The following is a 23,943-nucleotide window of genomic DNA, read 5'->3' on the forward strand; positions in this document are numbered from 1 at the left end:
GATAAAAGAAACACGGGTGGAAGAAATGCTGAAAGAATTGCTCAGCATGCTAACTCTCAGCCAGGAAGCATTCGAAAAAGAAAGCTCGGAAATAGCATCCCGCATTTTCCTCAAAGATAACCTGATCGACGAGATCAACCATAACTCGACAAAGATCATTGCCGACTATATAGAGAAACATCCGGGAAGTGCCCTGGTAGGTCTTTACATGGCTGGCGTGATCCGCAAGATGGAACGTTTCGGCGACCATTGCACAAATATAGCTGAAGAACTGATCTTCTATCTGGATGCCAAGGTGATGAAGCATATCGGGAAGACAGAAAATTAAAATAGACATAAATAAGATTTGTGTTTTACGTTTCTATCTCGTAATATTGTAGTCTGGAAAGGGAGCAACATCTACAATACTATCGTGGAGATTCATGAAACAGAATTAATAGACGGGTTAAGAAGTGGGGAAAGTAAAGCTTACCGTACTTTATTTGACAACTATTATCATCTTCTATTCCGTATTGCCTGTCAATATGTAAGGGATGATACGGTAGCCGATACCATTGTCGGGGACGTATTATCCCATATATGGGAAACACGTGCATCACTCAATATTACTTCTTCCCTGCAAGCTTATCTGGTTTGTTGTGTACGTAACTATGCACTCAACTACCAAAAGAAAATATTCGCAGACCGGGAAATCAGTATCGATGATTATGAAGAATATCCGGAGGCGATCCTTCAGGGCCTGTTCCTCTCCGACGAATATCCGCTGGGACATCTGCTGGAAAAAGAACTCAGTGAACAAATACTCCAAGAGATAGATAAACTGCCTCGCGAAACCCGGCAGGTTTTTATTTTCAGCCGGATCGAAGAACTGGGTTACGATGAAATAGCCGATAAAGTCGGCATATCCGTCAATACTGTCAAATACCATATCAAACAGGCTCTATCCACTCTTCGCAGCCGTATGAAAGGATATTTATCCTCCTTGCTTTTCTGATTAACTGCTGCCTGATTATTTTTTTTGAAAAAAAGTTCACTTTCCACTACCCTGGCTCCACCTGTTTATTGTCTTTAGGATAAGAAACAGAAAAAATGGATCAGAAAAGACAACAAGAATACTACGACGAGCTGATTACCGGTTACCTGAACCGGTCACTTTCCCGAGAACAGGAGAAAGAGCTTAGCCGTTGGGTAGCCGACAACGAGTCTCATAAAAAATACTATTATGAGATGACTGAATTGTGGTTATCTTCGTATGATATACACCATAAGAAAAAAAGAAAGAACGAAGCCGTATTCCGCCGTTTTGCAGAACAGGCCGGATTGCAAAAGCCTAAACAACTGTTTTTACGGAAATATACCCAAATCGCAGCCTCCCTGCTGATCGGAGTTTTCCTGGGAAGTGCCGGATTGTATCTGTTCGACCGATCCGACCGGCAGGACGATCAGGCAATGGTGCGTACCATCGAAGTTCCACTCGGTTCACGCAGCCGTCTCCAGCTGGAAGACGGAACTATCGTCTGGTTGAATGCCGGCAGTAAATTCAGTTGCCAACCCGGATTTTCTCAAAAGAACCGGCAGGTTACGCTGGAAGGGGAAGGTTATTTTGAAGTTGCCCGCAACGAAAAGCTACCCTTCATCGTCAATGCCAAAGAGATCGATGTAAAGGTGTTGGGAACAAAATTCAATGTCAAAGCCTATTCCGATGAACAGGAAATCGCCGTAACTCTGGCGGAAGGTTCCGTGAATATGATCGATAAAGCAGCTCCTTCCAACTCCGTTGTCATGGTGCCTCAACAGCAAGCCATATACAATAAACTGACGGGGAAAACGGAAGTCAGGAAAGTCTCCACGGACGCAATCTGTCAATGGACCACAGGAGCCCATTTCTTCAATGAGATCAGTTTCGACGAAATTGCCGGGCAACTGGAAAAAGCTTTCGACGTGACATTTATCTTCCGCAATCCCGAACGCCGTCAACTTCGTTTCTTTGGTGAGTTCCGCAACACGGACACACTCGACGACATCCTGACAATCATGTCATCCAGTGAGAAATTCACATACAGACGCAGTAACAATATTATTGAGATATATTAAAACAGTAGATAACCCCATAAAGAAAGGAGAACCAGAAAAGGAAAGAGAAAAGCACAAAAAAAGAGCCGGAAAATGTTCGCACCATTTCCCGACTCACGAGTTCATTAAAACTTAATAATTAAATTCTAATCACATTACAAAAGTATGGAAAACATTCTTTATAAAGAAAGAAAAATCACGCTAATTGTTTGTTCCCGGCTTCAGGTAGCCCTGTTATGTTTGATACTCTTTACAGCCAGTATCCAGCAAACATTTGCAGCATTACCACAAAATCAAAAGATCACGTTGAATCTGCAGAATGCAACCCTGAAGGAAGCATTCGAAACGATCAGGAAACAGAGCGATTACATTTTTTTCTTTGAGACCGGAGATGTCGACACCCGGCAAAAAGTAAGTCTGCAAATGAGCAGCGAATCTATCAACGATGTGCTAAACAAAGTGTTGAAAGGAAAAGGTCTGAAATATGAGATCAAGAACAAACACATTATCATCAAACCGGAGAAAGCACCTCAACCGGCTCAATCATCCCGCCAGTCCGGGATAATAAGCGGTACCGTCACCGATGAAAAAGGGGAACCGATCATTGGTGCCAACATCATGGTCAAAGGGACTACGAACGGAACTGTTACAGACCTGGACGGCAAATTCACCCTTCAGGCCACTCCCGACGATATCCTGGAGATCAGTTATATCGGTTATAACCCTTTACAGATAAAGGCAGGCACACAAACGACCCTTTCCATTAAAATGACGGAAGATACACAAAATCTGGAAGAAGTCGTTGTCGTTGGATACGGTACACAAAAGAAATCGGACCTGATCAGCGCCATCACTTCCGTACGCGGAAAAGAATTGGCGGAACAGCCTGTTCCCCGTGTCGACCAGTTATTACGCGGCCGGGTAGCCGGTATGCAGGTGGTTCAGTCGAACGGTACACCGGGAGCATCTTCCTCCATCCGTATTCGTGGAGGCAACTCGCTTTCGGCAAGCAACGAACCGCTGTATGTTATCGACGGTTTCATCGATGCAGGCGACCTGAACTCTCTGAATCCGAATGACATCGAATCCATCGAAGTATTAAAAGATGCAACTTCCACCGCCATCTACGGTGCCCGTGGTTCCAACGGTGTTATTCTGATCACGACCAAGCGAGGGAAAGAAGGTAAAGCTCAGTTCGACGTAGAAGCCTCTTACGGCTGGCAGAAACTGCCTAAAAAGCTGGACCTGCTTTCTACCAGCGAATATGCTTCTTATCTTAATAAGATCGCAGCGATGAACGGCACGACGGTACCTTATGAAGATCCGTCCAAGGTAACAGGAGTAGACTGGCAAGATGAGCTGTTCCGCACAGCCCCTGTATACAATGTCAACCTGTCCAGTAGCGGTGGTACCGAAAAAATCAAATACCTGATTTCACTGAACCATTTCGATCAGGATGGTATTATGGTTGGTTCCGGTTTTAACCGTACGACTTTACGCACGAATGTGGACGCGGAAGTGAAACCGTGGTTCAGCCTGGGTACAACTGTAAGCCTGTCAAAGGAATACAATGATATTTCCACACTTCCTAGTGACTATTCACTGGCAGTATATGGTATCGGCATGTCGCCTATCGGTACGGCGTTCAATCCGGACGGTTCATACAACTATACCGATCCCAGCCGTCCGCTCGGCAGAAATCCATTATCGGAATCCCTTTTACCCACCGACGAGAAAAACACCTATTACGTCCTGAACAACTCTTACCTGCAATTCAAAATAGGAGAACATTTTACCTGGCGCTCTACATTAGGTATCAAATGGAACTACTGGCGTGAAGATTATTTCTCACCCCGTAAAGGCTCTTATCAGGAAAAGACGAACAGTGCCAAAGCAACCACCTTGCAGACACAGGATTTGCTGACGGAACATACATTGACTTATGCTTTGAAAAAAGGAGTACACTCCATCACCGCCCTGGCAGGTTTCACGGCACAGAAAGGCTACGACAAAGGCCTATCGACCGAAGTATCCAACTTTGCCAACGACATCACAGGTTTCTACGACCTTAATTCCGCCCAGTTGAAAAACTCCGTCAAATCCGGCTATCATAACTGGGGATATATGTCCTGGCTGGGACGTGTCAATTACTCATACGACAACCGTTACCTGTTGACTGTCGTAGCACGTTACGACGGATCATCCCGTTTCTCTCCGGGTAACAAATGGGCATTTTTCCCCTCCGCATCCGTTGGTTGGAGAATCACGGAAGAAGAGTTCATGAAAAGCCAGCAGGTTGTAAACGACCTCAAACTACGTCTTAGTTACGGTCGTGTCGGCAACCAGGCGATCGACATTTATTCCACCCAGTCGCTTTTCTCATCCGGAAGTACGATCCTGGGAGGTCAGGAGGTCGTGACTTATACCCCCAGCAAGGTACCTAGCAAAGACCTTACCTGGGAGAAGACAGACCAGTTCGATGTCGGTGTCGATTTCTCTTTCTTTAATTCCATCCTGACCGGTTCGCTCGACTATTATCACAAAAAGACCAGCGATCTGTTATGGGAAATATCCGTCCCCTCTTACATCGGACAATCCACCCAGTTACAAAACTTGGGATCGCTCTCCAACCGGGGAGTCGAATTATCATTGAATGCTACGCTTATCAATAAGAAAGATTTCCAATGGGATATGAACTTCAATATTTCGACTAACCGGAGCAAGGTTCTTAGCCTCGGCCCTGACCAGGAAAAACCGGTAGGAGAACACTGGGGTGGCTATTATAGCAGCATCCTGAAAGTAGGATCGCCGATCGGTCTGTTCTACGGACAGGTATACGAAGGAGTTCTGACCCAGCAGGATATCGATGCCGGCAATCTTTCATCCCGTCCGGGAGATCCGAAATTCAAAGATATTCCGGATGACCCGAACAACTCCACGGTAATCGGTAATGCAAATCCCGACTTCTTCGGAGGACTGGGAACGACTTTCACTTATAAAGGTATTTCTCTGAACGCATTCTTCCAATATTCCGTAGGGAACGACGTGATGAACCTGAACAGTGCCTACTTCCTGCCCGGTAATGCCAGTGTAAACTGCTACCGCGATCTCGCAGAAAAGATATGGACACCGGAAAATCCGAATACGAACGTGGCACGTCCGGGAAACGGCTATATTTATTCGGTCGACTCACGCTTCGTGGAAAACGGCAGTTTCCTCCGTCTGGCCTCTTTGACGCTGGCCTACGACTTGCCCCGCAACCTGTTGGAATATGTAGGTCTGTCTTCTGCCAGAGTCTATGCTACCGGTAACAACCTGTTCAATATCTGCAATTACCGCGGATATGATCCTGAAGTAAGCCTCTATTCCACCAGTCCGATACTGAAAGGATACGACTGGGGACAATACCCGATGAACCGTTCATTCTCCATCGGATTAAAATTCACTTTGTAAACCTGATTAAAAGATTGAAACATGAAAAAGTATAATATTCTTCTGCTTCTATTTATCCTGTTCATCACCAATGCCTGTTCCGGATTATTGGATGAAGATCCGAGAGGCAATGTGGCCGGTAGTAACTTCTTTACCGACGAGGAAAACGCCTTATCGAACATCAATGACCTTTACAACGCTCTGGGAGACGCAAATATATACACTCGCCAGGCCATGATGGTCATGGAGTTCGGCACCGACCTGGGAACCCGCTCTCCCAGCGATAACTGGCCGACACTCGACCCGATAGCGACTTACACACACGATGCCTCTGCACAACGTATCTGGTGGGTATGGCGCGACAGCTACAAATATATCCGGAATGCCAACCTGTCGATTGCCAGTATTGAGAATATGGATGCTTCCTTGTTCAAACATGCAGGCAAGGAACGTTTGCTGGCCGAAGCCCGGTTCATCAGGGGATTTCTCTATTTCCACCTGACAAACTTTTTCGGAGATCTACCGCTTATTACGGAACCGGCCGAAGATCTGAATTCGCTGCTTCACCTGTCCCGTACACCTGCCGGTCAGATCAGAAAAGAAGTCGTATTGACGGATATGCAATATGCAGCCGACAATCTGCCCGAATTCGATGAATACAGCAGTAGTGATGCCGGACGTATCAGCCGCAGTACGGCGATCGGCATGATGGCGAAAGTCTACCTTTTCGAAAAAGAGTACGGCAAATGTGCCGAACTCTGCAAAACTCTTTATTCTGAAGGGAAGCGCGGATTACTGAGCCAGTATGCCGATGTATTCGATTCGAAATACAACAACAGCAAAGAAAGTCTCCTGGCTATCCAGTCATTGATCGAGAAAAAAGAGTCCGCAGCACAAACAACCTGCTACGGCGATTTTACGGAAGACGACGACAGCCCCTATAATAATGGTAGTGCCATCGCTCCGTTACTGCCTTTCGCTTCATATTATGTTCCGAAAGAAGATCAATGGTACGATACCGGCAACGATAACCGTTGGAGTTTCAATTTCCGCCTGGCTTCCGAATCCAAATACAAAGAACTGATAGACGGATCGGGCACCTCGGCCAAGCATCTGGGTGCAGGTATCAAATACAAAGGCGAGATTGTCCGCATGCCTTATATCGTTAAGTTCTGCGACGTGAACAACCGTCGTCCGGACCGTTCGGGCACTTCGCTCAACTTCCCGATCCTGCGCTGGTCGGACGTCCTACTGATGTATGCCGAAGCAACCAATGAACTGGGTAACACAGGAGAAGCATTCACCTACATCAACGAAGTCAGAAAACGTGCCTATACGAACAAAGACAATACCGTCAATCCAGGCTGGGAACTGAAAGGACTTTCACAAAGCGACCTAAGAACCGTCATCCTGAAAGAACGCGCTTTGGAACTCTGCTTCGAAGGACATCGTAAATTCGACCTGTCCCGTACCGGAACACTGGAAAGTGCGATCAAGGCTGTCACTCATCTGGATGATATCGAATTCCTGTTCTCTGAACCTTATTATCCCAAAGAGGCAGCTCGCAACGTTCATAACTGGCATTCTCTGTTTGGAGTACCGACAAGTGAAATAACACTAAACAGCAACCTTCTTCCCCAGAATGAAGGATATTAAACACAATCATTTATGTTCAACAAACTGATCACAGGCATATCGATGATTGCCTTTTGCTCAAACATAGTAGCCCAAAGCCCCGAACAGGGGCTGGTCTACTATCAGTCTTTCGACAATCCGCAGACGGAAGCTATCCGGATGGCAGAAATTGCAACCCGGGATTCCTCCTCCCTTTTTCTGGTGCACACCTCTTCCTACAGTGAAGGGTTAAAAGGGAAAGCCCTCGACCTGACAGACGAAGTGGCTTACCGTATTCCTCTCTCCCTGACGACTGAAGAGCGTCCGTCTTTTGCTGCAGACCGTTCGTTCACCCTGCAAGTCTGGGTAAAAACGAAACCCGGTGCTCCGTTAGGTACACCGATCATGACGAATGCAACGACTGCCGACCCGACAGGCTGGTGCATCGGAACGCAGGAGAACGGGGCCTGGTATCTGAGCCTGAACGACGGGAAGAACAGTTACAGCTATCAGCCGACAGCCGGACGTCAGGCCATTAACGACGGGAAATGGCATCAGCTGACAGTTTCCGTAGATAAGGAGAAAGAAGAAGTATGGATGTATCTGGACGGCCGCAATGTCGCGATCTATCAGACGGAAGGACTCCAGTCGCTCGAAAGTAAATTCCGCACCATCGTGGGAGGAAGCGACGAGGAGCAGGATTGGGAGTGTCGGGGCGAATGGATGGCCTTCAACGGGAAAATAGACGAGGTAAAGATGTGGAATCGCCCGGTCAGTAGTCCGGAAGTGCGGGAAAGTTACGGACAGTTCTTTCCGCTATCTCCCTTGTATCCGTCTTACCGACCCGACCAGTTGAAAGTACAGGTCTGGAATATATGGCATGGCGGAAGACGATTCGGCAAGCAGGTCGGCGTAAACCGTGTCATAGACGTCCTGAAAAAAGAGAATGCGGATGTAATCGGGTTGATCGAAACATATGGTTCCGGTGCTATCATTGCAGACTCTCTCGGCTATTATTTCTACCTGATCAGCTCCAATCTAAGTATTATGAGCCGTTATCCGATAGATGAAACGATCCGACTGTTCCGTTCATTCAATTCGGGAGGGGCACTTATCCAGTTGAATAATGAACAGCAAATCGCCTTCTACGACATCTGGCTCCATTACCTGCCCGACGTTGCCGATCTGAACAAAGGAAAAGAGGCGGTAAAGAGATACGAAAAAGATGAAGCACAGACCCGTTTGCCGGAAATCAAAGAAATCCTGAAACAAATGGCACCGCATACCGCACAGTCGGCAGAAACACCGGTCATACTGGTCGGCGATTTCAATTGCGACTCTCACCTGGATTGGAACGAGCAAGCCCGACCGGCCCATCAGGGAGCATTCGCCAAACTGGAAGTATCGAAACAGGTCATCGATGAAGGCTTCACCGATAGCTTCCGTTATCTTTATCCGGACGTTCTGTTGAACCAGGGAGCGACTTGGTCACCACTCATCAATCTGGGAGCTAAAAAGATAAGTTGCCTGCCTCAGCGGATCGATTATATCTACTACAAAGGAGATAAGCTAATTCCATATCATTCGGAAGCATTGACTCACCACCCTGTGGGCTGGCCTTCCGATCATGGAAGCGTAGTCACTTCATTTTATCTCAAATAGGTAAAAAAGTCTTTGTCCCCGTACCCAGGTATGGGGACAAAGTATCTTCCTGAAAAATTATGACAGTACGGAATATATTGCCTATTAGTCCTTTCTTTATATCTTTGCACTCCGAAATGTAAACACAAAAGATTCATGAAACGACTAACAGTACTTTGCCTGTCAGCCCTTCTGTCAGGAACTGCTTTAACTGCTACTTCTCAAACACTGATTCCCAATAAAACGGAAGTCTTTAAGCTGTCGTTGGAGACGCATGGATCTTACAATGAAGCACTTTCCGGAGAGGCCGAACGCGACCGGTTCCTACTAAACAACTTCAAAGTAGAAGCTACCGGGACAGTTACCCCCTGGCTTTCATATGCTTACCGTCAGGTACTCTGTTACCAGAACGAATGGGTACGCGCCAACGGCTTCGGCTCCTATATCGAAAATGCCTGGGTAAACTTCCGGTTATCGGATAAGTTCTCTGTGACAGCCGGTAAACAGGATGCCGCCTGGGGAGGCTTCGAATACGACGAGTATGCCTATAAGATATACGATTACAGCGATATGAACGAGTGGATGGATTGCTATTTCACCGGCGTTGGTATCAGCTATGAACCGACAGAGACACAGGAAGTCTGCTTCCAGGTAACCAACGGCAACGATAACCGCAGCAAATCCCCCTCTTTCTATAACCTCGGATGGAACAGCAGTTATCTGGACGAGTTGTTATCCCTCCGCTACTCTGTTACAGCCGGACAACAGGCCAAAGGGGAATGGATGTGGATGGCCTGGGCCGGACAACAGGTAGAATCAGGTAAGTTCCTGGGATACTTCGACGTGATGTACACACGCGGCAAATCCGATCCCGTCGGTGTCCTCGCCGAACAATTCGAACCGGAAGATGAAGAAACCGGTGCATGCATCGCCAATACCGGTTACCTCTCACTGGTGGCCCGCCTGAATTACAGTATCCACCCCAAATGGAATATTTTCGTCAAAGGAATGTATGAAACGGCTTCCGTTTACAAAGCCAACGGCCCCTACGAATCGGGCAGATACCGTACCGCCTGGGGATATCAGGGAGGAGTCGAGTTCTATCCGATGGGCGACGACAACCTGCACCTCTTCCTCAGCGGCACCGGACGGGCATACAGCCTGACAGAAAGAGCAAAGGCGCTCGATGCCTTCTCTGAGAACACCGGACGCCTTTCTGTAGGGTTTGTTTATAAGATTCCTTTGTTCTAAAACTGCAACGACAATGAATCGCCTTCGTTCATATCGACGGTCAGCATGCCGTCGATAACAGGCAGAGAAACAGCTTTCTGATTCATCTTGATACTCATATTTTCCGAATAAGCCGGCAACTTGATACTGAATGTACCGGGAACAACCGCTTTCAGTCCGGCTTCCGTCAACTGTCCTTCTGCCCATTTGGCGGAGACTTCGCCTCCTCCCTGTACTTTCAGGCCTTTAAAACTACCGGTCTGCCAGGCTGAAGGTAATGCCGGGAGCAATTCGATACGTCCGGTCTGGCTCTGTACCAGCATCTCGGCTATGCCTGCACAACCACCGTAATTACCATCGATCTGGAACGGGGGATGTGCACAGAACAAGTTCGGATAAGATCCACCGCCATTGACCATATTGGTCGTCTTTTCCACACAGGGACGAAGCAAGTCTACCAGCAACTTATAGGCATGGTCGCCATCGTGCAGACGAGCCCAGAAATTAATCTTCCAGGCCATAGACCAGCCTGTGCTCTTATCGCCACGCACTTCAAGGGTTTTACGGGCAGCTTCCGCCAATTCCGGTGTATGTTCCAAAGAAATCTCATTCCCCGGATAAAGGCCATATAGGTGGGATACATGACGATGAGTGGGTTCTGCCTCCTCATAGGGTTCGAGCCATTCCAGGATACGTCCGTCTTTTCCGATCGTTGTCGGTATCAGGCGCGAACGTTTATCGGCCAGTTCCTTGCAAAATGCAGAATCGACACCCAGTATGGTAGCTGCTTCTATCGTGTTGGTAAACAGTTCCCGTACAATCTGATTATCCATGGTCGAACCGGCACAGATACTTACGACACTGCCGTTCGGCATGCGATAGCCATTTTCCGGGGAAGTGGTCGGAGCAGTCACCAGATAGTTGTTCCGCGGATCACGTACCAGCATATCGGTAAAGAAAAGAGCCGCCCCTTTCATCACCGGATAGACCTCTTTCAGATATTCTTTATCTTTGGTGTATTGATAATGAGTGAACAGATGTTCACAGAGCCAGGCTGCAGAAGTATTGGTTGCGCCCCACGAGGGATGTTCGCCCGGTGCGGTAAATTCCCATACATTACCCAGAATATGCGTCACCCAGCCACGGGCGTTATAGAATACTTTGGCTGTTTGCTCGCCACTGGCTACCTGTTGCTTTGTCCATTCGATCATCGGCATATGCAGTTCGGACAAATTGGTCACTTCTGCCGGCCAGTGATTCATCTGAAAATTAATGTTCAAATGGTAGTCACCGTTCCAGGGCGTATCGATCGTGTTACACCATAACCCTTGCAGGTTGGGAGGCAACGAACCCGGACGGGTCGACGAGATCAATAGATAACGACCGAACTGAAAATAAAGGGCTCCCAGGGACGGATCGTTATGGTCTTCCTGAAATGCCTGCAAACGCTTATCGATCGGCAGATTATCCTTTTCGGTACGTCCCAGATCCAGATCCACCCGGTCGAATAAAGTGCGGTAAGCATTGATATGTTCTTTTCTTAATGTCGAATAATCTTTTCTTTCGGATTCAGCCAACAGCGAAAATAGCTGATCGGCAAAACCTTCATTCTTATAGCTTGTAGCCATACTGACCAACAAGATCGCTTCGGAAGCATTCTGAACACTCAGCGAACTGTCTTCTGCCGTAAGGGAACCGCCTTTAGGCAGGACGACCCGTACACGTGCTTCATATTTGATTCCTTTCATTTCGAGCGTATCCACACCGTCGAACAACTGTCCTTTCATCAAGAGGTCTTTACCGTCGGTCGATACGGAATAATATTCCGGACGGTTCATCCCTATCCGGAAGTTCAATGCTTTATCAGCGTCTGCCTGTAGATGGATGATACCCAGGTCGCCGGAGAAAGAGGTAAAAGCTTCACGGCTATAATTCACTTTCCCTTTGCGGAAAGAGGTCGAAGCAATAGCATTGTTCAGATCGAGCTCACGACGGTAGGCGGCGATAGAGTCAGCCTCGTTATTATACGTATAATCCAGTACCAGGTTTCCCAATAATTGGTAACTGCCATAAGCCACTTTCGCTCCCTGGCCCTGTCCGCTACCGGCTCCGCCACAAACAAATGTGCGGTACATCAGTTCCTGCGCTTCATCGTTACGGCCTTCGAAAAGCAGACGGCGAATAGCAGTCAGCGACATGACTGCCTGCGGGTTATCCGTATCCTGTTTACTTCCCGACCACATGGAAATTTCGTTCAATAGGATGTTCTCCTTACTGACACCACCATCGGGCATCATACCCAACCGTCCATTACCCAAAGGTAATGTTTCTTCCCAGATACGGGCTGGTTCATCAAAATGATAAGCGAGTTTATTACCGGTTTTTACGCCCGGCATATCGCAGGCTGCCAACAAAAGTAATGAGGCAACGATATAGGGACGGAAAATTTTTCGCCCTATCTCCTTTAATCGAATTGAGTTCATAGTATTATAAATAAAATATGTCTTTTAAACCGGATCAGAAACTTTGCATATCACATAGTCTCTTATAATAACCGTTCAATGCTAACAACTCTTCATGACGGCCGCGTTCCACGATTTCTCCTTCATGCATCACACAGATCTCATCGGCATTGCGGATGGTAGAGAGACGGTGGGCTATCACCACGGTCGTTCTGTTACGCATCAGGTTCTCGAGGGCATCCTGCACCAGGCGTTCCGACTCGGTATCCAGGGCCGACGTCGCTTCGTCCAGGATCAGGATCGGCGGGTTCTTCAGGATCGCACGGGCAATACTGATACGTTGGCGCTGTCCACCGGACAGTTTTCCGCCACGGTCACCGATATTCGTATTATAGCCTTCTTCGCTGGCCATGATAAATTCATGGGCGTTCGCTATGCGGGCAGCTTCCTGTACCTGTTCCAGCGTAGCTCCTTCCACACCGAAAGAGATATTATTGAAAAAAGTATCGTTAAAGAGAATCGCTTCCTGGTTCACATTCCCCATCAGGCTACGGAGGTCGTAGAGGGAGGCATCACGAATATCTATATCATCAATGGTTACGGAACCTTCGGTAACGTCATAGAAACGAGGGAGCAGGTCTACCAATGTACTCTTACCCGAACCGGATTGGCCCACAAGAGCCACCGTCTTCCCTTTGGGAATAGTCAGGTCAATCCCCTTCAATACCCAATCGTGCTGGTACTTAAACCTGACTTTATTATATTTGATATGTTTTTTCAGTTCGATCTTCTTTGGCTCCGCCGGGTCTTTTATATCGCTCTCCGCCTTTAGTATCTTATCGATACGGTCCATAGAAGCCAACCCTTTCTGGATCGCATAGACCGATTTACTCAAATCTTTTGCCGGATTTATGATACTGTAGAAAATAACCAGGTAATAGATGAAGGTCGAAGCATCTATGGAGCTATTGTTGCTCAGGATAAGCGTACCACCATACCAAAGTACGATCGCAATGGTTGCTGTACCCAGAAACTCACTCATCGGATGAGCCATCTGCTGGCGGCGGTAAATACGGTTGGTCATGCGACGGAACTGATCGTTGCTATTCTCAAAACGTATCTGTATCTTCTTCTCGGCATTAAAAGCCTTGATAATACGTAAACCGCCCAACGTCTCTTCGATCTGGCTCATCAGACCACCCCACATTTGCTGGCCTTCCAGGGATTTGCGTTTTAGCTTCTTTCCCACCTGTCCCATGATATATCCAGCAACAGGAAGCAGGATCAGGACAAATACCGTCAGTTGCCAACTGATTACGATCATACCGATCAGATAGATGATAATCAGAATGGGGTTCTTAAACAACATATCGAGTGAACTCATGATAGACGCTTCCACCTCATTAACGTCACCGGATACACGGGCTATGATATCCCCTTTACGTTCTTCGGAGAAGAAACCTAAAGACAATTCGGTGATTTTCTTATTGATTTGGTTGCGTATATCCCTTACAACTCCCGTACGGATAGGTATCATAGTGTAAAAGGCTAAATACATGGTTGCTACCTTCAGGAAGGTAGCAACCATCAGAAAAACACCTAAGATAATCAAAGTAAACGATCCTCCATCTTTCTCGATCATATCGCTTACGAACCAAAAGAAATTATTTTTAATCAATTCGGGAGTACCTTTCCAGCTTTCCCATGTCCAGGGATCAAACACCCAGTCTTTGTAGCTGTAAACATCATCGTTTAATTTGAAAAGTATATTAAGTATGGGAATTATCAAGGCAAAAGAGAAAAGATTGAGTATGGCTGATAATATATTGAACACAATATTCAATACCATATATTTCTTGTAGGGAGGCACAAAACGCCTTATTATACGCAGGAAATCTTTCATGTTTATTTATTTCGATTGGATTTGGCGCGCAAGTTAGTCATAAAAAACAGGAGGTGCAACGTTTCGCATGATCTTTGCATCTAATAGATATAGTAATAAACAAATACATTATGGATAAAACAGTTCATTTTTACCTATCCGTCTCCAATAAGATATTGGCAGGGTTACTCACGCTTTTAGGATTTTCACATACATCCTGCAGTCCTGTAGATGAATACGGTAGCCCCTATGCGACTTACGAAATAAAAGGAAAGGTTGTCAACGAAAAAGGGACAGCTATTCCCGATATGCAAGTCATCATCCCCGCACCGGATGCAGACAACGAAGAAGACCTGTACGTGTATCGCGACACACTATTAACTAACAGTACCGGAGAATTTAACAAACAGCTTGAAGTCGGTTCTTTCGGGGAAGACATCACATTCAAAATAGCCACCAAAGACATCGACGGAGAAGCGAACGGCGGCTTATTCGAAGATACTGTAACTGAAGTAGCCTTCAAAAAGGAAGATCTGAAAGGAGGAGATGGTAACTGGTATGCTGGTAATGCCAAGAAAGAAGTCACCATTACGATGAAAAGAAATCCTTTGGTCTCCGACTGAAACAAGACTCCCCTCTATTATTTGGATAACGATTGGGACGCATGAATAATATTTAATATCTTTGCATATACTCGTAAATAGAAAAGGAGAACATTATAATGGATAAACGTCCCGGATTTCGTAAACGCATCGCCCTGGAACTCTTCCGCAGTATCCGGAAAAACCGGGCCAAGCTACACGAACTACGCACACTTTTTTGGGAATGTACGCTTCGCTGCAACGCTTCCTGCCGCCATTGCGGTAGCGACTGCCACGTATCAGCCGGCATGAAAGATATGCCGATGGAAGATTTTCTGAAAGTGGTAGACGATATCACTCCCTATGTAGAACCAAATAAAGTACTGGTGATATTCACCGGAGGGGAAGCCCTCGTCCGCAAAGATATCGAAGTATGCGGTATGGAACTGTACCGCCGGGGTTATCCCTGGGGCATCGTCTCCAACGGATTATTAATGACGCGCGAACGACTGGACTCGTTACTGGCTTCCGGCCTGCACTCAGCAACGATCAGTCTCGATGGTTTCGAGGAAGCGCACAACTGGTTGCGACGCCATCCGAAGAGCTTTGAGAATGCGGTAAACGCCATCTGTATGCTGGCAGAAGAAAAAGAAATTGTCTGGGACGTAGTTACCTGTGTGAACCAGCAGAACTTCAAAGACCTGAAACTATTCAAAGAGTTTCTGGTCGAAATGGGTGTAAAAAGATGGCGCCTGTTCACCATCTTTCCTGTCGGACGGGCTGCCGAAGTACCCGAACTGCAACTCAGTAACGAGCAGTTCACCTGGATGCTGAACTTTATCCGTTATTGCCGCAAAGAAGGACAAATCCACGTCAGCTACGGTTGCGAGGGATTCTTGGGTAATTATGAAGCCGAAGTGCGCGACTCGATCTTCCAGTGCAACGCCGGGATCAATACGGCTTCCGTATTGGCCGACGGTACCATTTCGGGCTGTCCGAGTATCCGCGCCAATTTCCATCAGGGGAATATCTACAAAGACAAATTCATAGATATATGGAATAACGAATTCAAGCCTTACCGCAACCGCGAATGGACACGCAAAGGCCAATGCGCCGACTGTAAAATGTTCAGATACTGCGAGGGGAACGGCATGCACCTGTATGACGACAACGGCAATTTATTGTTCTGCCATTATAACAGGATCGTATAATTTTTATATCTTTATCCCCGATAAAACTTTTTAAACAGTATATACATGAAAAACTCTCTTATCCTCTGCGCCTTGCTCACGCTCGGCCCGGTTTGTTATGCACAGCAATCTGCCAATAATCGTATTACAGATTACACAGAACTGACCGACACCAAGCCACACGATAGTGAGGCTGTATGGAATAAAATAACAACTCCGACGCAACTAAGCTGGGCCAGTACCGACGTACGTTACCCGAAGCTGAGCATTCCCCAAGTAACCAAGAACTCCCGCTGGCAAAGCAAAGCCTGGAAAGGCGAACGTGTCAATGCACAGGCTGTGTTGTGGACAACCAACGACCTGTCGGATGCAACCATCACAGTCAGCGACCTGAAAAACGGTTCTGCCGTCATCCCGTCGTCTGCCATCACAACGAACTTCGTGCGCTACGTCATGACCGACGAGCTGAACAAAGACCGTAAAGGCGGTTGCGGACATCGTGAAAACAAAGCGGAATGGGACTCTTCGGTCGTTGCCGACGTATTGGACATTGTAAAGATACGCGACATCGCCGCCCGCACTACACAGCCAATCTGGATGAACGTATGGGTACCGTCGGATGCACGTGCCGGAAAATATAAAGGGACTCTGACTGTTGAAGGAAAGAATTTCCAACCGATGAAATTACAGGTAGAGATAGATGTATTGAACCGTACGCTACCGGAACCGAAAGACTGGAAATTCCATCTGGATCTGTGGCAGAACCCATACTCTGTAGCCCGTTACTACAACGTTCCCCTTTGGAGCAAAGAACATTTCGACCTGATGCGTCCGGTCATGAAAATGTTGGCGAACGCCGGACAGCGTGCCATCACCACCAGTATCATGTACAAGCCCTGGGCCGGACAGACGGAAGATCATTACGACAGCATGGTATTCCGCATGAAGAAGATGGACGGTAGCTGGGAGTTCGATTATACGGTATTCGACAAATGGGTGGAATTTATGCTTCACGACATAGGCATCACCGACCTGATCAGTTGCTACACCATGATCCCGTGGGCGCTTAGCTTCGACTATTTCGACCAGGCAACCAACCGCGTCCAGTTCATCGAAGCCAAACCGGGCGATGCTGCTTATGCCGACTACTGGGGCTCTTTCCTGAAAGATTTCTCCCGCCACCTGCGTGAAAAAGGTTGGTTTGAGAAGACTGCTATCTCTATGGACGAACGTCCGATGGAAGCGATGCAGGAAGCAATCAAGGTGATCAAAGCCGCCGATCCTGAGTTCAAGATCACGCTGGCGGGTAATTATCATAAAGAAATACAAGGCGACCTTTACTACCTGAGTATCCCGTACGGCCACAAATTCCCTGAAGATGTGAAAGCCGAACGCGATCGCAAAGGCCAGATCAGTACCGTTTACACTTGCTGCTCAGAAGCTTTCCCGAATACGTTTACCTTCTCCGATCCGGCAGAAGCACCGTGGACAATCCTGCACGCTGTTGCCGGAGGTTACGATGGTTATCTGCGTTGGGCTGTCAACAGTTGGACAGCAGACCCGCTACGCGACTCCCGTTTCCGTACCTGGGCTGCCGGCGACACGTATAGTATCTATCCGGGCCCGCGTAGCTCGATCCGTTTCGAACGTCTGGTGGAAGGTCTTCAGGATGCCGAAAAGATCCGTATCCTTCGCGAAGAGTTGAAAGGCGGCAAGCTGGATAAGCTGAATAAGACGGTTGCCATGTTCACGCCGGAAGGGTTGGCCGAGACACAGAAGTCGGCAACCGAGATGGTGAATGAATTGAATAAGTTGCTGAATTCGTATTGATAAATTACTTTCAAAAAGAATAATAGGAAGCCGGTGTGTCGATCAAAATGACACACCGGCTTTTGTCTATAAATATTACATTCTTTCATTACTGGCTTTAATTATTATCGTATATTTGCCGTGCATTTCGTTAAATATTCAGTAGACGGGAAATCCCGCCTATTTTCGTAGCGAGCATTTCCGTACAGGATTCTATCCAAAAGAAAGAACGATTAGATATGAATGCTTCTTTGGGTAAGCATTTACAATTCCTTGCACAAATGGCATCTGACAGTTCGGTTGTAAGAAAGATGCATGCAGAATACACCCGACATTTTATTAATGTGGAATATCTTTTGAAACAATTATCTAAAAAGAAAGAAGACTCCAATAAGTGAAAGTAACCTCTCAATACCCTCGAAAGATCACTTCAAATAAGTTTTATAAAAAAGAATTCCCATAAAAAAAAGAGATGTCACAGTAGCATCTCTTTTTTATTATCTTATTTCTCCCGAATAAATATATTAATCGGCGTCCCTGTGAAATCCCAGTTATCGCGGATTTTGTTTTCGAGGAAGCGTTTGTAAGGTTCCTTAATCCACTGCGGCAAGTTGGCAAAGAATACAAATGACGGAACCTGTCCGGCTGGCAACTGAGTGATGTATTTGATCTTGATATACTTTCCTTTCCATGCTGGAGGCGGATAGTTCTCAATGATCGGCAACATGATCTCGTTCAGTTTCGCGGTCGGGATACGTTTCTTACGGTTGTCGTATACTTCCTTTGCTGTTTCAAGCACCTTCAAGATACGTTGTTTCGTCAGTGCCGAGATAAACAGGATAGGAAAGTCGGTAAACGGTGCCAGGCGTTCGCGAATCGCATTCGTATAGCTGTCGATCACCTTCTGGCTCTTATCCTCTACCAGGTCCCATTTGTTTACACAAACAACCAAACCTTTCTTATTCTTCTGAACCAGGGAGAAAATGTTCAGGTCCTGACTTTCGATACCCCGCGTTGCATCTACCATCAGCACACAGACATCTGCATTTTCAATGGCGCGTATCGAACGGATCACTGAATAATATTCCAGGTCTTCATTCACCTTACCCTTTTTACGGATACCGGCCGTATCGACCAGATAGAAATTTAAACCGAACTTATTGTACTTGGTATAGATCGAGTCGCGTGTCGTACCGGCAATATCTGTTACGATATGACGTTCTTCGCCGATAAAGGCATTGATCAGGGACGACTTACCCGCGTTCGGACGACCGATAACGGCAATGCGGGGCAACTCTTCTTCTAATTCTTCATTCTTGTCTTCCGGAAGGATCTCGACAATCTTGTCCAGCAAGTCGCCGGAGTTAGACCCGTTGATAGCCGATACACAGAAAGGATCACCCAAACCGAATGAATAGAATTCGGCCGAAGCGGCATGCATCTCAAAGTTATCCGCTTTGTTTGCAACTACAATGACCGGTTTTTTATTACGGCGTAGTATCTTGGCAACTTCAACATCGAGGTCTGTAATTCCATTCAGTACATCCACAACAAACAAGATCACGTCGGCCTCGTCGAGAGCGACCTGTACCTGCTTATTTATCTCTTCTTCAAAAACATCATCCGAATTAATTACCCATCCACCGGTATCGATCAGCGAAAACTCTCTACCGATCCAGTCTACTTTACCGTACTGGCGGTCGCGGGTTGTCCCTGCTTCGTCGTTAACAATAGCCTGACGCGATTGTGTCAAACGATTGAACAGGGTGGACTTTCCTACGTTGGGCCTACCAACTATTGCTACAATATTTCCCATAAATCTCTTTTCTGTATGCTGTTATTAATCCAGCTGATAACCAAAATTCTTCAATAAGTTATCCCTGTTACGCCAGTCTTTCTCTACTTTGACAAACATTTCCAGGAATACCTTCTTCTCAAAAAAGCGTTCAATATCCTTACGGGCCATGGCGCCTACTTTTTTCAGTGCCTGTCCCTTATGCCCGATGATAATCCCTTTTTGGGAATCCCGTTCCACTATAATGAGCGCCTTGATATGAATCATTTCTTCTTCTTCCTTGAACAGCTCTACAACGACCTCTACCGCATACGGTATCTCCTTCTGATAATATAGGAGTATCTTCTCGCGAATGATCTCCGTAACGAAGAAGCGGGCCGGCTTATCAGTAAGCGCGTCTTTCTCAAAATAAGGAGGAGAGTCGGGCATCAACGCCTCCACCCTTTGCTTTACATAATCAATATTAAAATTTGAAAGCGCTGAAATCGGTATGATCTCTGCTTTCGGAAGAATCTCTTTCCAGTGGGCTACTAGCTTTTCAAGGTCTCCCTGATTGCTTGTGTCGATCTTATTGATCAACAGAAGTACCGGACATTCGACCGTCTTCACCCGTTGCAGGAATTCTTCGTTTTTATCGATTGTCTCAACGACATCAGTCACATAGAGTAACACGTCGGCATCACCTAATGCCGACTCTGAAAAGTTTAGCATAGATTCCTGCAACTTATAATTCGGATGCAGAACTCCCGGCGTGTCTGAATACACGATCTGCATATCGTCGGTATTCACAATCCCCATGATACGATGACGGGTAGTCTGCGCCTTCGACGTAATGATAGAGATACGCTCCCCTACCAAACGGTTCATCAGCGTAGATTTACCTACATTTGGATTACCTACGATATTAACAAAACCGGACTTATGCTTGTTTTCCATCATAACCCCATTTAAGATAAATTGCACCCCAGGTAAAGCCTGCACCAAACGCAGCAAGGATCAAATTGTCTCCTTTCTTCAGTTTGTCTTCCCACTCCCAAAGGCAGATAGGAATTGTTCCGGCACTTGTATTACCGTACTTCTGGATATTGATCATTACTTTGTTCATATCCACACCCAAACGTTTGGCCGTTGCATCAATAATACGCAAATTAGCCTGATGGGGTACGATCCAGGTAATATCGTCGTGAGTCAAATTATTTTTTTCTGCTATCTCTGCTGCCACATCGGCCATATACGAAACAGCATATTTGAATACGTATTTACCATCCTGCAGAACGAAATGTTCGCGATTATCCACTGTTTCGTGGCTGGAAGGATAAGCCGAACCACCAGACTTCATAATCAAGTGGGAATAACCTACTCCATCCGTACGCAAAATCGTATCCAGAACACCGATTTCTTCCGTCGTCGGTTCCAACAAGACAGCACCACAGGCATCACCAAACAAAGGACAGGTTGAACGGTCCTGATAATCGGTAATTGAGGTCATCTTATCACCTGCAACTACGATTACTTTCTTGTAACGTCCCGAACGAATATAGTTCGCTCCAGTCTCCAACCCATACAGAAATCCGGCACAAGCTCCCTGCAAATCGAATGTCATTGCATTCTTGCACCCGGTATGATAAGCGATGATTGAAGAAGTTGTAGGGAAATGATGGTCAGCTGTTGTCGTTGCAGTCAGGATCACTTCAATCTCTTCAGGATTTACTTGCGTCTTTTCGAGCAATTGCTTCACAGCGCGAATGCCCATGTAAGAGGTTCCTACCCCTTCACCTTTCAATATTCTGCGTTCTTTGATACCAACACGTGTCATGATCCATTCATCCGTTGTATCGACCAATTTAGAAATATCTTCATTTGTCAACACATCTTCGGGAACGTATCCTCCTACACCTGTTATAACCGCATTTAATTTATCCATAACTTAAAAAATAATAGAGACTATCCCAATTAAAAAATTAGCCCTAAAAATACTTTTAGGGCTATTTCTTTCGTTTATCAAAATCAATATGATAGTGACAAACTTACACAGCTGCTTCTTTTACGATAGCTAACTTACCTCTGTAGTAGCCACATTCGCCACATACAGTGTGATAAATATGCCATGCGCCGCAGTTCGGGCAAATAGCCATTGTTGGAGTGACAGCCTTGTCATGAGTTCTTCTCTTGGCTGTTCTTGTCTTACCTTGTCTTCTTTTAGGATGTGCCATGTTTTAATTTATTTAATTGTTATCATTCTCTATTAAACCTTTCAGGGCATCCCAGCGAGGATCAGAATTAGCGCTTACGTCATCATCCATGGAAACATCGTCCACTTCTTCTTCTTCGTAATCATCATCTCCATCATCTGTGCTTCTGGATGTGTGCTTCTTGAGCTTCGACGACATAGCTTTATTGCATTTTCCCGGAGCATGAACATGCTTCATCGGTACTGCCAATGCAATAAACTCATAAAGGAACCATGCCAGATTGATGGCACCTTCCTCTTCAGGTATTACTACTACCTCGTCGCTTTCTTCAGCATATTCTTTGCCGAATTTCACAACCAAGCGATTATGGGTATCGATCGGAATCTCCATATCGTCCAGACATCTGTCGCAAGGAACGATCGCTACACCTTCAATCTGAAAGTTCATTTCAAAAGCCACTGACGTACGTTTCACCGTCAGGTGAACCTTGACTTTACCCTTCTGGACCTCGTCTCCGTCAATGTCCACAAAAAACTTGTTCTCCAGTAAATACTCGAATTCGTGTACTCCTGGAGTGAGATTTTTCAAATCTACGTTATATAATTTAAATTTCCCCAAAGCCTTTTAGTGTAAAAACCTTGCAAAGGTACGAAAAAACTAAACACAAATGCAATACCTTTACAGTTATTTTTTATTATTGAATTATTTAGCCTCTATATTTACGAAGCTCTATACGAAATGTGGTGCCTTTACCGACCTCTGAGCTCTTCACGAATATCTTACCGCCATGATAGGATTCAATGATACGCTTGACCAGCGACAAACCTAGTCCCCATCCGCGTTTCTTGGTTGTATACCCCGGATTAAACACGGTCTTATATTTCGATTTAGGAATGCCTTTTCCCGAATCGGTAATGTCGATCCGAACAGTCTTTTCGCGCTCTTCCACCTGGAAAGTTATTTCTCCCTGACCTTCCATTGCATCCACTGCATTTTTAGTCAGATTCTCAATAACCCAGGCAAACAAAGAATCATTCATCAAAACCAATACCGGACTCTCCGGAAGATGGGTATATATCCTGACCTTGGACGAAATACGCGTTTCCATATAATTTAAGGCCATTTGAATGGAGTTACTGATATTGACAGGTACAGGGTCCGGATTCGATCCGATCTTTGAAAAACGCTCCGCTATCATCTCTAAACGCTTTACATCCTTTTCCATCTCACTCAACAGAGAAGGATCGATCTCCTTCGTTCGAAGATATTCTACCCAGGCGATCAAAGAAGAAATCGGAGTACCCAACTGATGGGCTGTTTCCTTCGACAATCCAACCCATACTTTATTTTGTTCGGCTTTCTTCGTACTCGCCAATGCCAGAAAAGCGATCAGAATAAAAATAAAGACAACCGCCAACTGTGCATAAGGGTAAATAAGAAGTCTTTTTAAGATGATCGAGTCGTCGTAATAAAGATATTGGAAAGTCCCATCCTGCATATCGATCAGGATCGGGGGATTCTTACTTTTAAACTCCCGTACTTTTGTTTTCAAAAACCGATCGAGATCTTTTTCGGGAAGTTCAATATTCTTTTGATCCATTACACTGTCCTTCTCGTTACACCATAACACAGGAATAGTTGTATTACTCTGTATAATCTTCAGGATAAGTGCCATATTGGAGCCATTTGTTTCAGAAGCAATCATACGTTGCGCCTCTGCCCAGATTTCAACCTTCTGACGCTCTTCCTGCGCCAAACTTTTTACGATTTGGTCAGATACAAACACCGAAACAATTGCGATCAATGTGGCTATTAAGATAAAAAGATATTTCAACCGTTGCCGGGAATCATATATACTGCTCATAATTATACATTCATTCTCAATGTATATTAAAACGGGAAAGATGATAGATTATTATAGGAAAGAAGTTAATTCGTAAGAAGAAATAGATTCATTTTTCCCCTCTGAGAAAGTAAGGAGGGTGTTAAACCCAAAAAGGAACCAACCTTACGATTGATTCCTTTCATTTGTTTTGAGTCTC

At 45.9% G+C, this 23,943-nt stretch carries 18 protein-coding genes; 10 read left to right on the forward strand and 8 right to left on the reverse strand.

Annotated features, from left to right (window positions below; all coding sequences use genetic code 11):
* The 7 genes from QZ076_RS18665 to QZ076_RS18695 all read left to right on the forward strand — a co-directional run.
* Window positions 1-328 (forward strand): PhoU domain-containing protein (locus QZ076_RS18665; RefSeq protein ID WP_293715990.1); only part of this gene is annotated, 328 nt, incomplete at its 5' end.
* 84 nt (window positions 329-412) lie between these two features.
* The gene (locus tag QZ076_RS18670; RefSeq protein WP_293715992.1) at window positions 413-994 is read left to right on the forward strand and encodes an RNA polymerase sigma-70 factor; all 582 of its coding nucleotides are present in this window, start codon (window positions 413-415) and stop codon (window positions 992-994) included.
* 95 nt (window positions 995-1,089) lie between these two features.
* Complete coding sequence (locus QZ076_RS18675; protein ID WP_293715994.1) at window positions 1,090-2,094, forward strand: FecR domain-containing protein; 1,005 nt, start codon at window positions 1,090-1,092, stop codon at window positions 2,092-2,094.
* A 144-nt stretch (window positions 2,095-2,238) separates the two neighbouring features.
* The gene (locus tag QZ076_RS18680) at window positions 2,239-5,526 is read left to right on the forward strand and encodes a TonB-dependent receptor (RefSeq protein WP_293715996.1); all 3,288 of its coding nucleotides are present in this window, start codon (window positions 2,239-2,241) and stop codon (window positions 5,524-5,526) included.
* Window positions 5,527-5,547: 21 nt separating this feature from the next.
* Complete coding sequence (locus QZ076_RS18685; protein ID WP_293715998.1) at window positions 5,548-7,161, forward strand: RagB/SusD family nutrient uptake outer membrane protein; 1,614 nt, start codon at window positions 5,548-5,550, stop codon at window positions 7,159-7,161.
* Window positions 7,162-7,173: 12 nt separating this feature from the next.
* Window positions 7,174-8,781, forward strand: coding sequence for a LamG-like jellyroll fold domain-containing protein (locus QZ076_RS18690; RefSeq protein WP_293716000.1), 1,608 nt, complete (start codon window positions 7,174-7,176; stop codon window positions 8,779-8,781).
* 135 nt (window positions 8,782-8,916) lie between these two features.
* Window positions 8,917-10,011, forward strand: a complete 1,095-nt coding sequence (locus QZ076_RS18695) for a porin (protein ID WP_293716002.1) — start codon at window positions 8,917-8,919, stop codon at window positions 10,009-10,011.
* Here QZ076_RS18695 and QZ076_RS18700 read toward each other — a convergent pair.
* Together QZ076_RS18700 and QZ076_RS18705 are read right to left on the reverse strand one after the other, a co-directional pair.
* Window positions 10,008-12,386: a glycoside hydrolase family 95 protein gene (locus QZ076_RS18700; protein WP_293716022.1), complete on the reverse strand. Its 2,379-nt coding sequence runs from the start codon at window positions 12,384-12,386 to the stop codon at window positions 10,008-10,010. The genes QZ076_RS18695 and QZ076_RS18700 overlap by 4 nt on opposite strands.
* A gap of 121 nt (window positions 12,387-12,507) precedes the next feature.
* Window positions 12,508-14,355, reverse strand: coding sequence for an ABC transporter ATP-binding protein (locus QZ076_RS18705; protein WP_293716004.1), 1,848 nt, complete (start codon window positions 14,353-14,355; stop codon window positions 12,508-12,510).
* A gap of 110 nt (window positions 14,356-14,465) precedes the next feature.
* Between QZ076_RS18705 and QZ076_RS18710 the strand changes: the two genes are divergently transcribed.
* From QZ076_RS18710 to QZ076_RS18720, 3 genes are all read left to right on the forward strand, one after another.
* The gene (locus QZ076_RS18710) at window positions 14,466-14,957 is read left to right on the forward strand and encodes a radical SAM-associated putative lipoprotein (RefSeq protein WP_293716006.1); all 492 of its coding nucleotides are present in this window, start codon (window positions 14,466-14,468) and stop codon (window positions 14,955-14,957) included.
* 98 nt (window positions 14,958-15,055) lie between these two features.
* Window positions 15,056-16,126, forward strand: a complete 1,071-nt coding sequence (locus tag QZ076_RS18715; RefSeq protein WP_293716008.1) for a TIGR04133 family radical SAM/SPASM protein — start codon at window positions 15,056-15,058, stop codon at window positions 16,124-16,126.
* A gap of 45 nt (window positions 16,127-16,171) precedes the next feature.
* A complete protein-coding gene (locus QZ076_RS18720) occupies window positions 16,172-17,935 on the forward strand; it encodes a glycoside hydrolase domain-containing protein (RefSeq protein WP_293716010.1) in 1,764 nt (587 codons plus the stop codon).
* Window positions 17,936-18,416: 481 nt separating this feature from the next.
* Here the strand turns inward: QZ076_RS18720 and der are convergent, their stop codons facing one another.
* From der to QZ076_RS18750, 6 genes are all read right to left on the reverse strand, one after another.
* On the reverse strand, window positions 18,417-19,730 hold the full coding sequence (gene der, locus QZ076_RS18725; RefSeq protein ID WP_293716012.1) for a ribosome biogenesis GTPase Der: 1,314 nt from the start codon (window positions 19,728-19,730) through the stop codon (window positions 18,417-18,419).
* Between the two features lie 24 nt (window positions 19,731-19,754).
* Complete coding sequence (gene era, locus QZ076_RS18730; RefSeq protein ID WP_293716014.1) at window positions 19,755-20,645, reverse strand: GTPase Era; 891 nt, start codon at window positions 20,643-20,645, stop codon at window positions 19,755-19,757.
* Window positions 20,629-21,633, reverse strand: coding sequence for a beta-ketoacyl-ACP synthase III (locus QZ076_RS18735; RefSeq protein WP_075558925.1), 1,005 nt, complete (start codon window positions 21,631-21,633; stop codon window positions 20,629-20,631). The genes era and QZ076_RS18735 overlap by 17 nt, the downstream gene beginning before the upstream one ends.
* A 103-nt stretch (window positions 21,634-21,736) precedes the next feature.
* Entirely contained in the window at window positions 21,737-21,922 is a 186-nt protein-coding gene (gene rpmF, locus QZ076_RS18740) for a 50S ribosomal protein L32 (RefSeq protein WP_081693462.1), read from the reverse strand.
* Window positions 21,923-21,934: 12 nt separating this feature from the next.
* Window positions 21,935-22,519: a DUF177 domain-containing protein gene (locus QZ076_RS18745; protein WP_293716017.1), complete on the reverse strand. Its 585-nt coding sequence runs from the start codon at window positions 22,517-22,519 to the stop codon at window positions 21,935-21,937.
* A gap of 88 nt (window positions 22,520-22,607) precedes the next feature.
* Window positions 22,608-23,765 carry a HAMP domain-containing sensor histidine kinase gene (locus tag QZ076_RS18750; RefSeq protein ID WP_293716019.1) on the reverse strand — a complete coding sequence of 386 codons (1,158 nt, stop codon included), beginning with the start codon at window positions 23,763-23,765 and terminating at the stop codon, window positions 22,608-22,610.
* Between the last annotated feature and the right edge of the window lie 178 nt (window positions 23,766-23,943).

The organism is uncultured Parabacteroides sp. (assembly GCF_905196875.1).
Classification (GTDB): Bacteria; Bacteroidota; Bacteroidia; order Bacteroidales; family Tannerellaceae; genus Parabacteroides.

Coding starts and splice junctions, on each gene's coding strand:
- QZ076_RS18675 (WP_293715994.1), top strand. CDS start 1,090: ATGGATCAGAAAAGACAACAAGAATACTACGACGAGCTGATTACCGGT.
- QZ076_RS18680 (WP_293715996.1), top strand. CDS start 2,239: ATGGAAAACATTCTTTATAAAGAAAGAAAAATCACGCTAATTGTTTGT.
- QZ076_RS18685 (WP_293715998.1), top strand. CDS start 5,548: ATGAAAAAGTATAATATTCTTCTGCTTCTATTTATCCTGTTCATCACC.
- QZ076_RS18690 (WP_293716000.1), top strand. CDS start 7,174: ATGTTCAACAAACTGATCACAGGCATATCGATGATTGCCTTTTGCTCA.
- QZ076_RS18695 (WP_293716002.1), top strand. CDS start 8,917: ATGAAACGACTAACAGTACTTTGCCTGTCAGCCCTTCTGTCAGGAACT.
- QZ076_RS18700 (WP_293716022.1), bottom strand. CDS start 12,386: ATGCCGGGCGTAAAAACCGGTAATAAACTCGCTTATCATTTTGATGAA.
- QZ076_RS18705 (WP_293716004.1), bottom strand. CDS start 14,355: ATGAAAGATTTCCTGCGTATAATAAGGCGTTTTGTGCCTCCCTACAAG.
- QZ076_RS18710 (WP_293716006.1), top strand. CDS start 14,466: ATGGATAAAACAGTTCATTTTTACCTATCCGTCTCCAATAAGATATTG.
- QZ076_RS18715 (WP_293716008.1), top strand. CDS start 15,056: ATGGATAAACGTCCCGGATTTCGTAAACGCATCGCCCTGGAACTCTTC.
- QZ076_RS18720 (WP_293716010.1), top strand. CDS start 16,172: ATGAAAAACTCTCTTATCCTCTGCGCCTTGCTCACGCTCGGCCCGGTT.
- der (WP_293716012.1), bottom strand. CDS start 19,730: ATGGGAAATATTGTAGCAATAGTTGGTAGGCCCAACGTAGGAAAGTCC.
- era (WP_293716014.1), bottom strand. CDS start 20,645: ATGGAAAACAAGCATAAGTCCGGTTTTGTTAATATCGTAGGTAATCCA.
- QZ076_RS18735 (WP_075558925.1), bottom strand. CDS start 21,633: ATGGATAAATTAAATGCGGTTATAACAGGTGTAGGAGGATACGTTCCC.
- rpmF (WP_081693462.1), bottom strand. CDS start 21,922: ATGGCACATCCTAAAAGAAGACAAGGTAAGACAAGAACAGCCAAGAGA.
- QZ076_RS18750 (WP_293716019.1), bottom strand. CDS start 23,765: ATGAGCAGTATATATGATTCCCGGCAACGGTTGAAATATCTTTTTATC.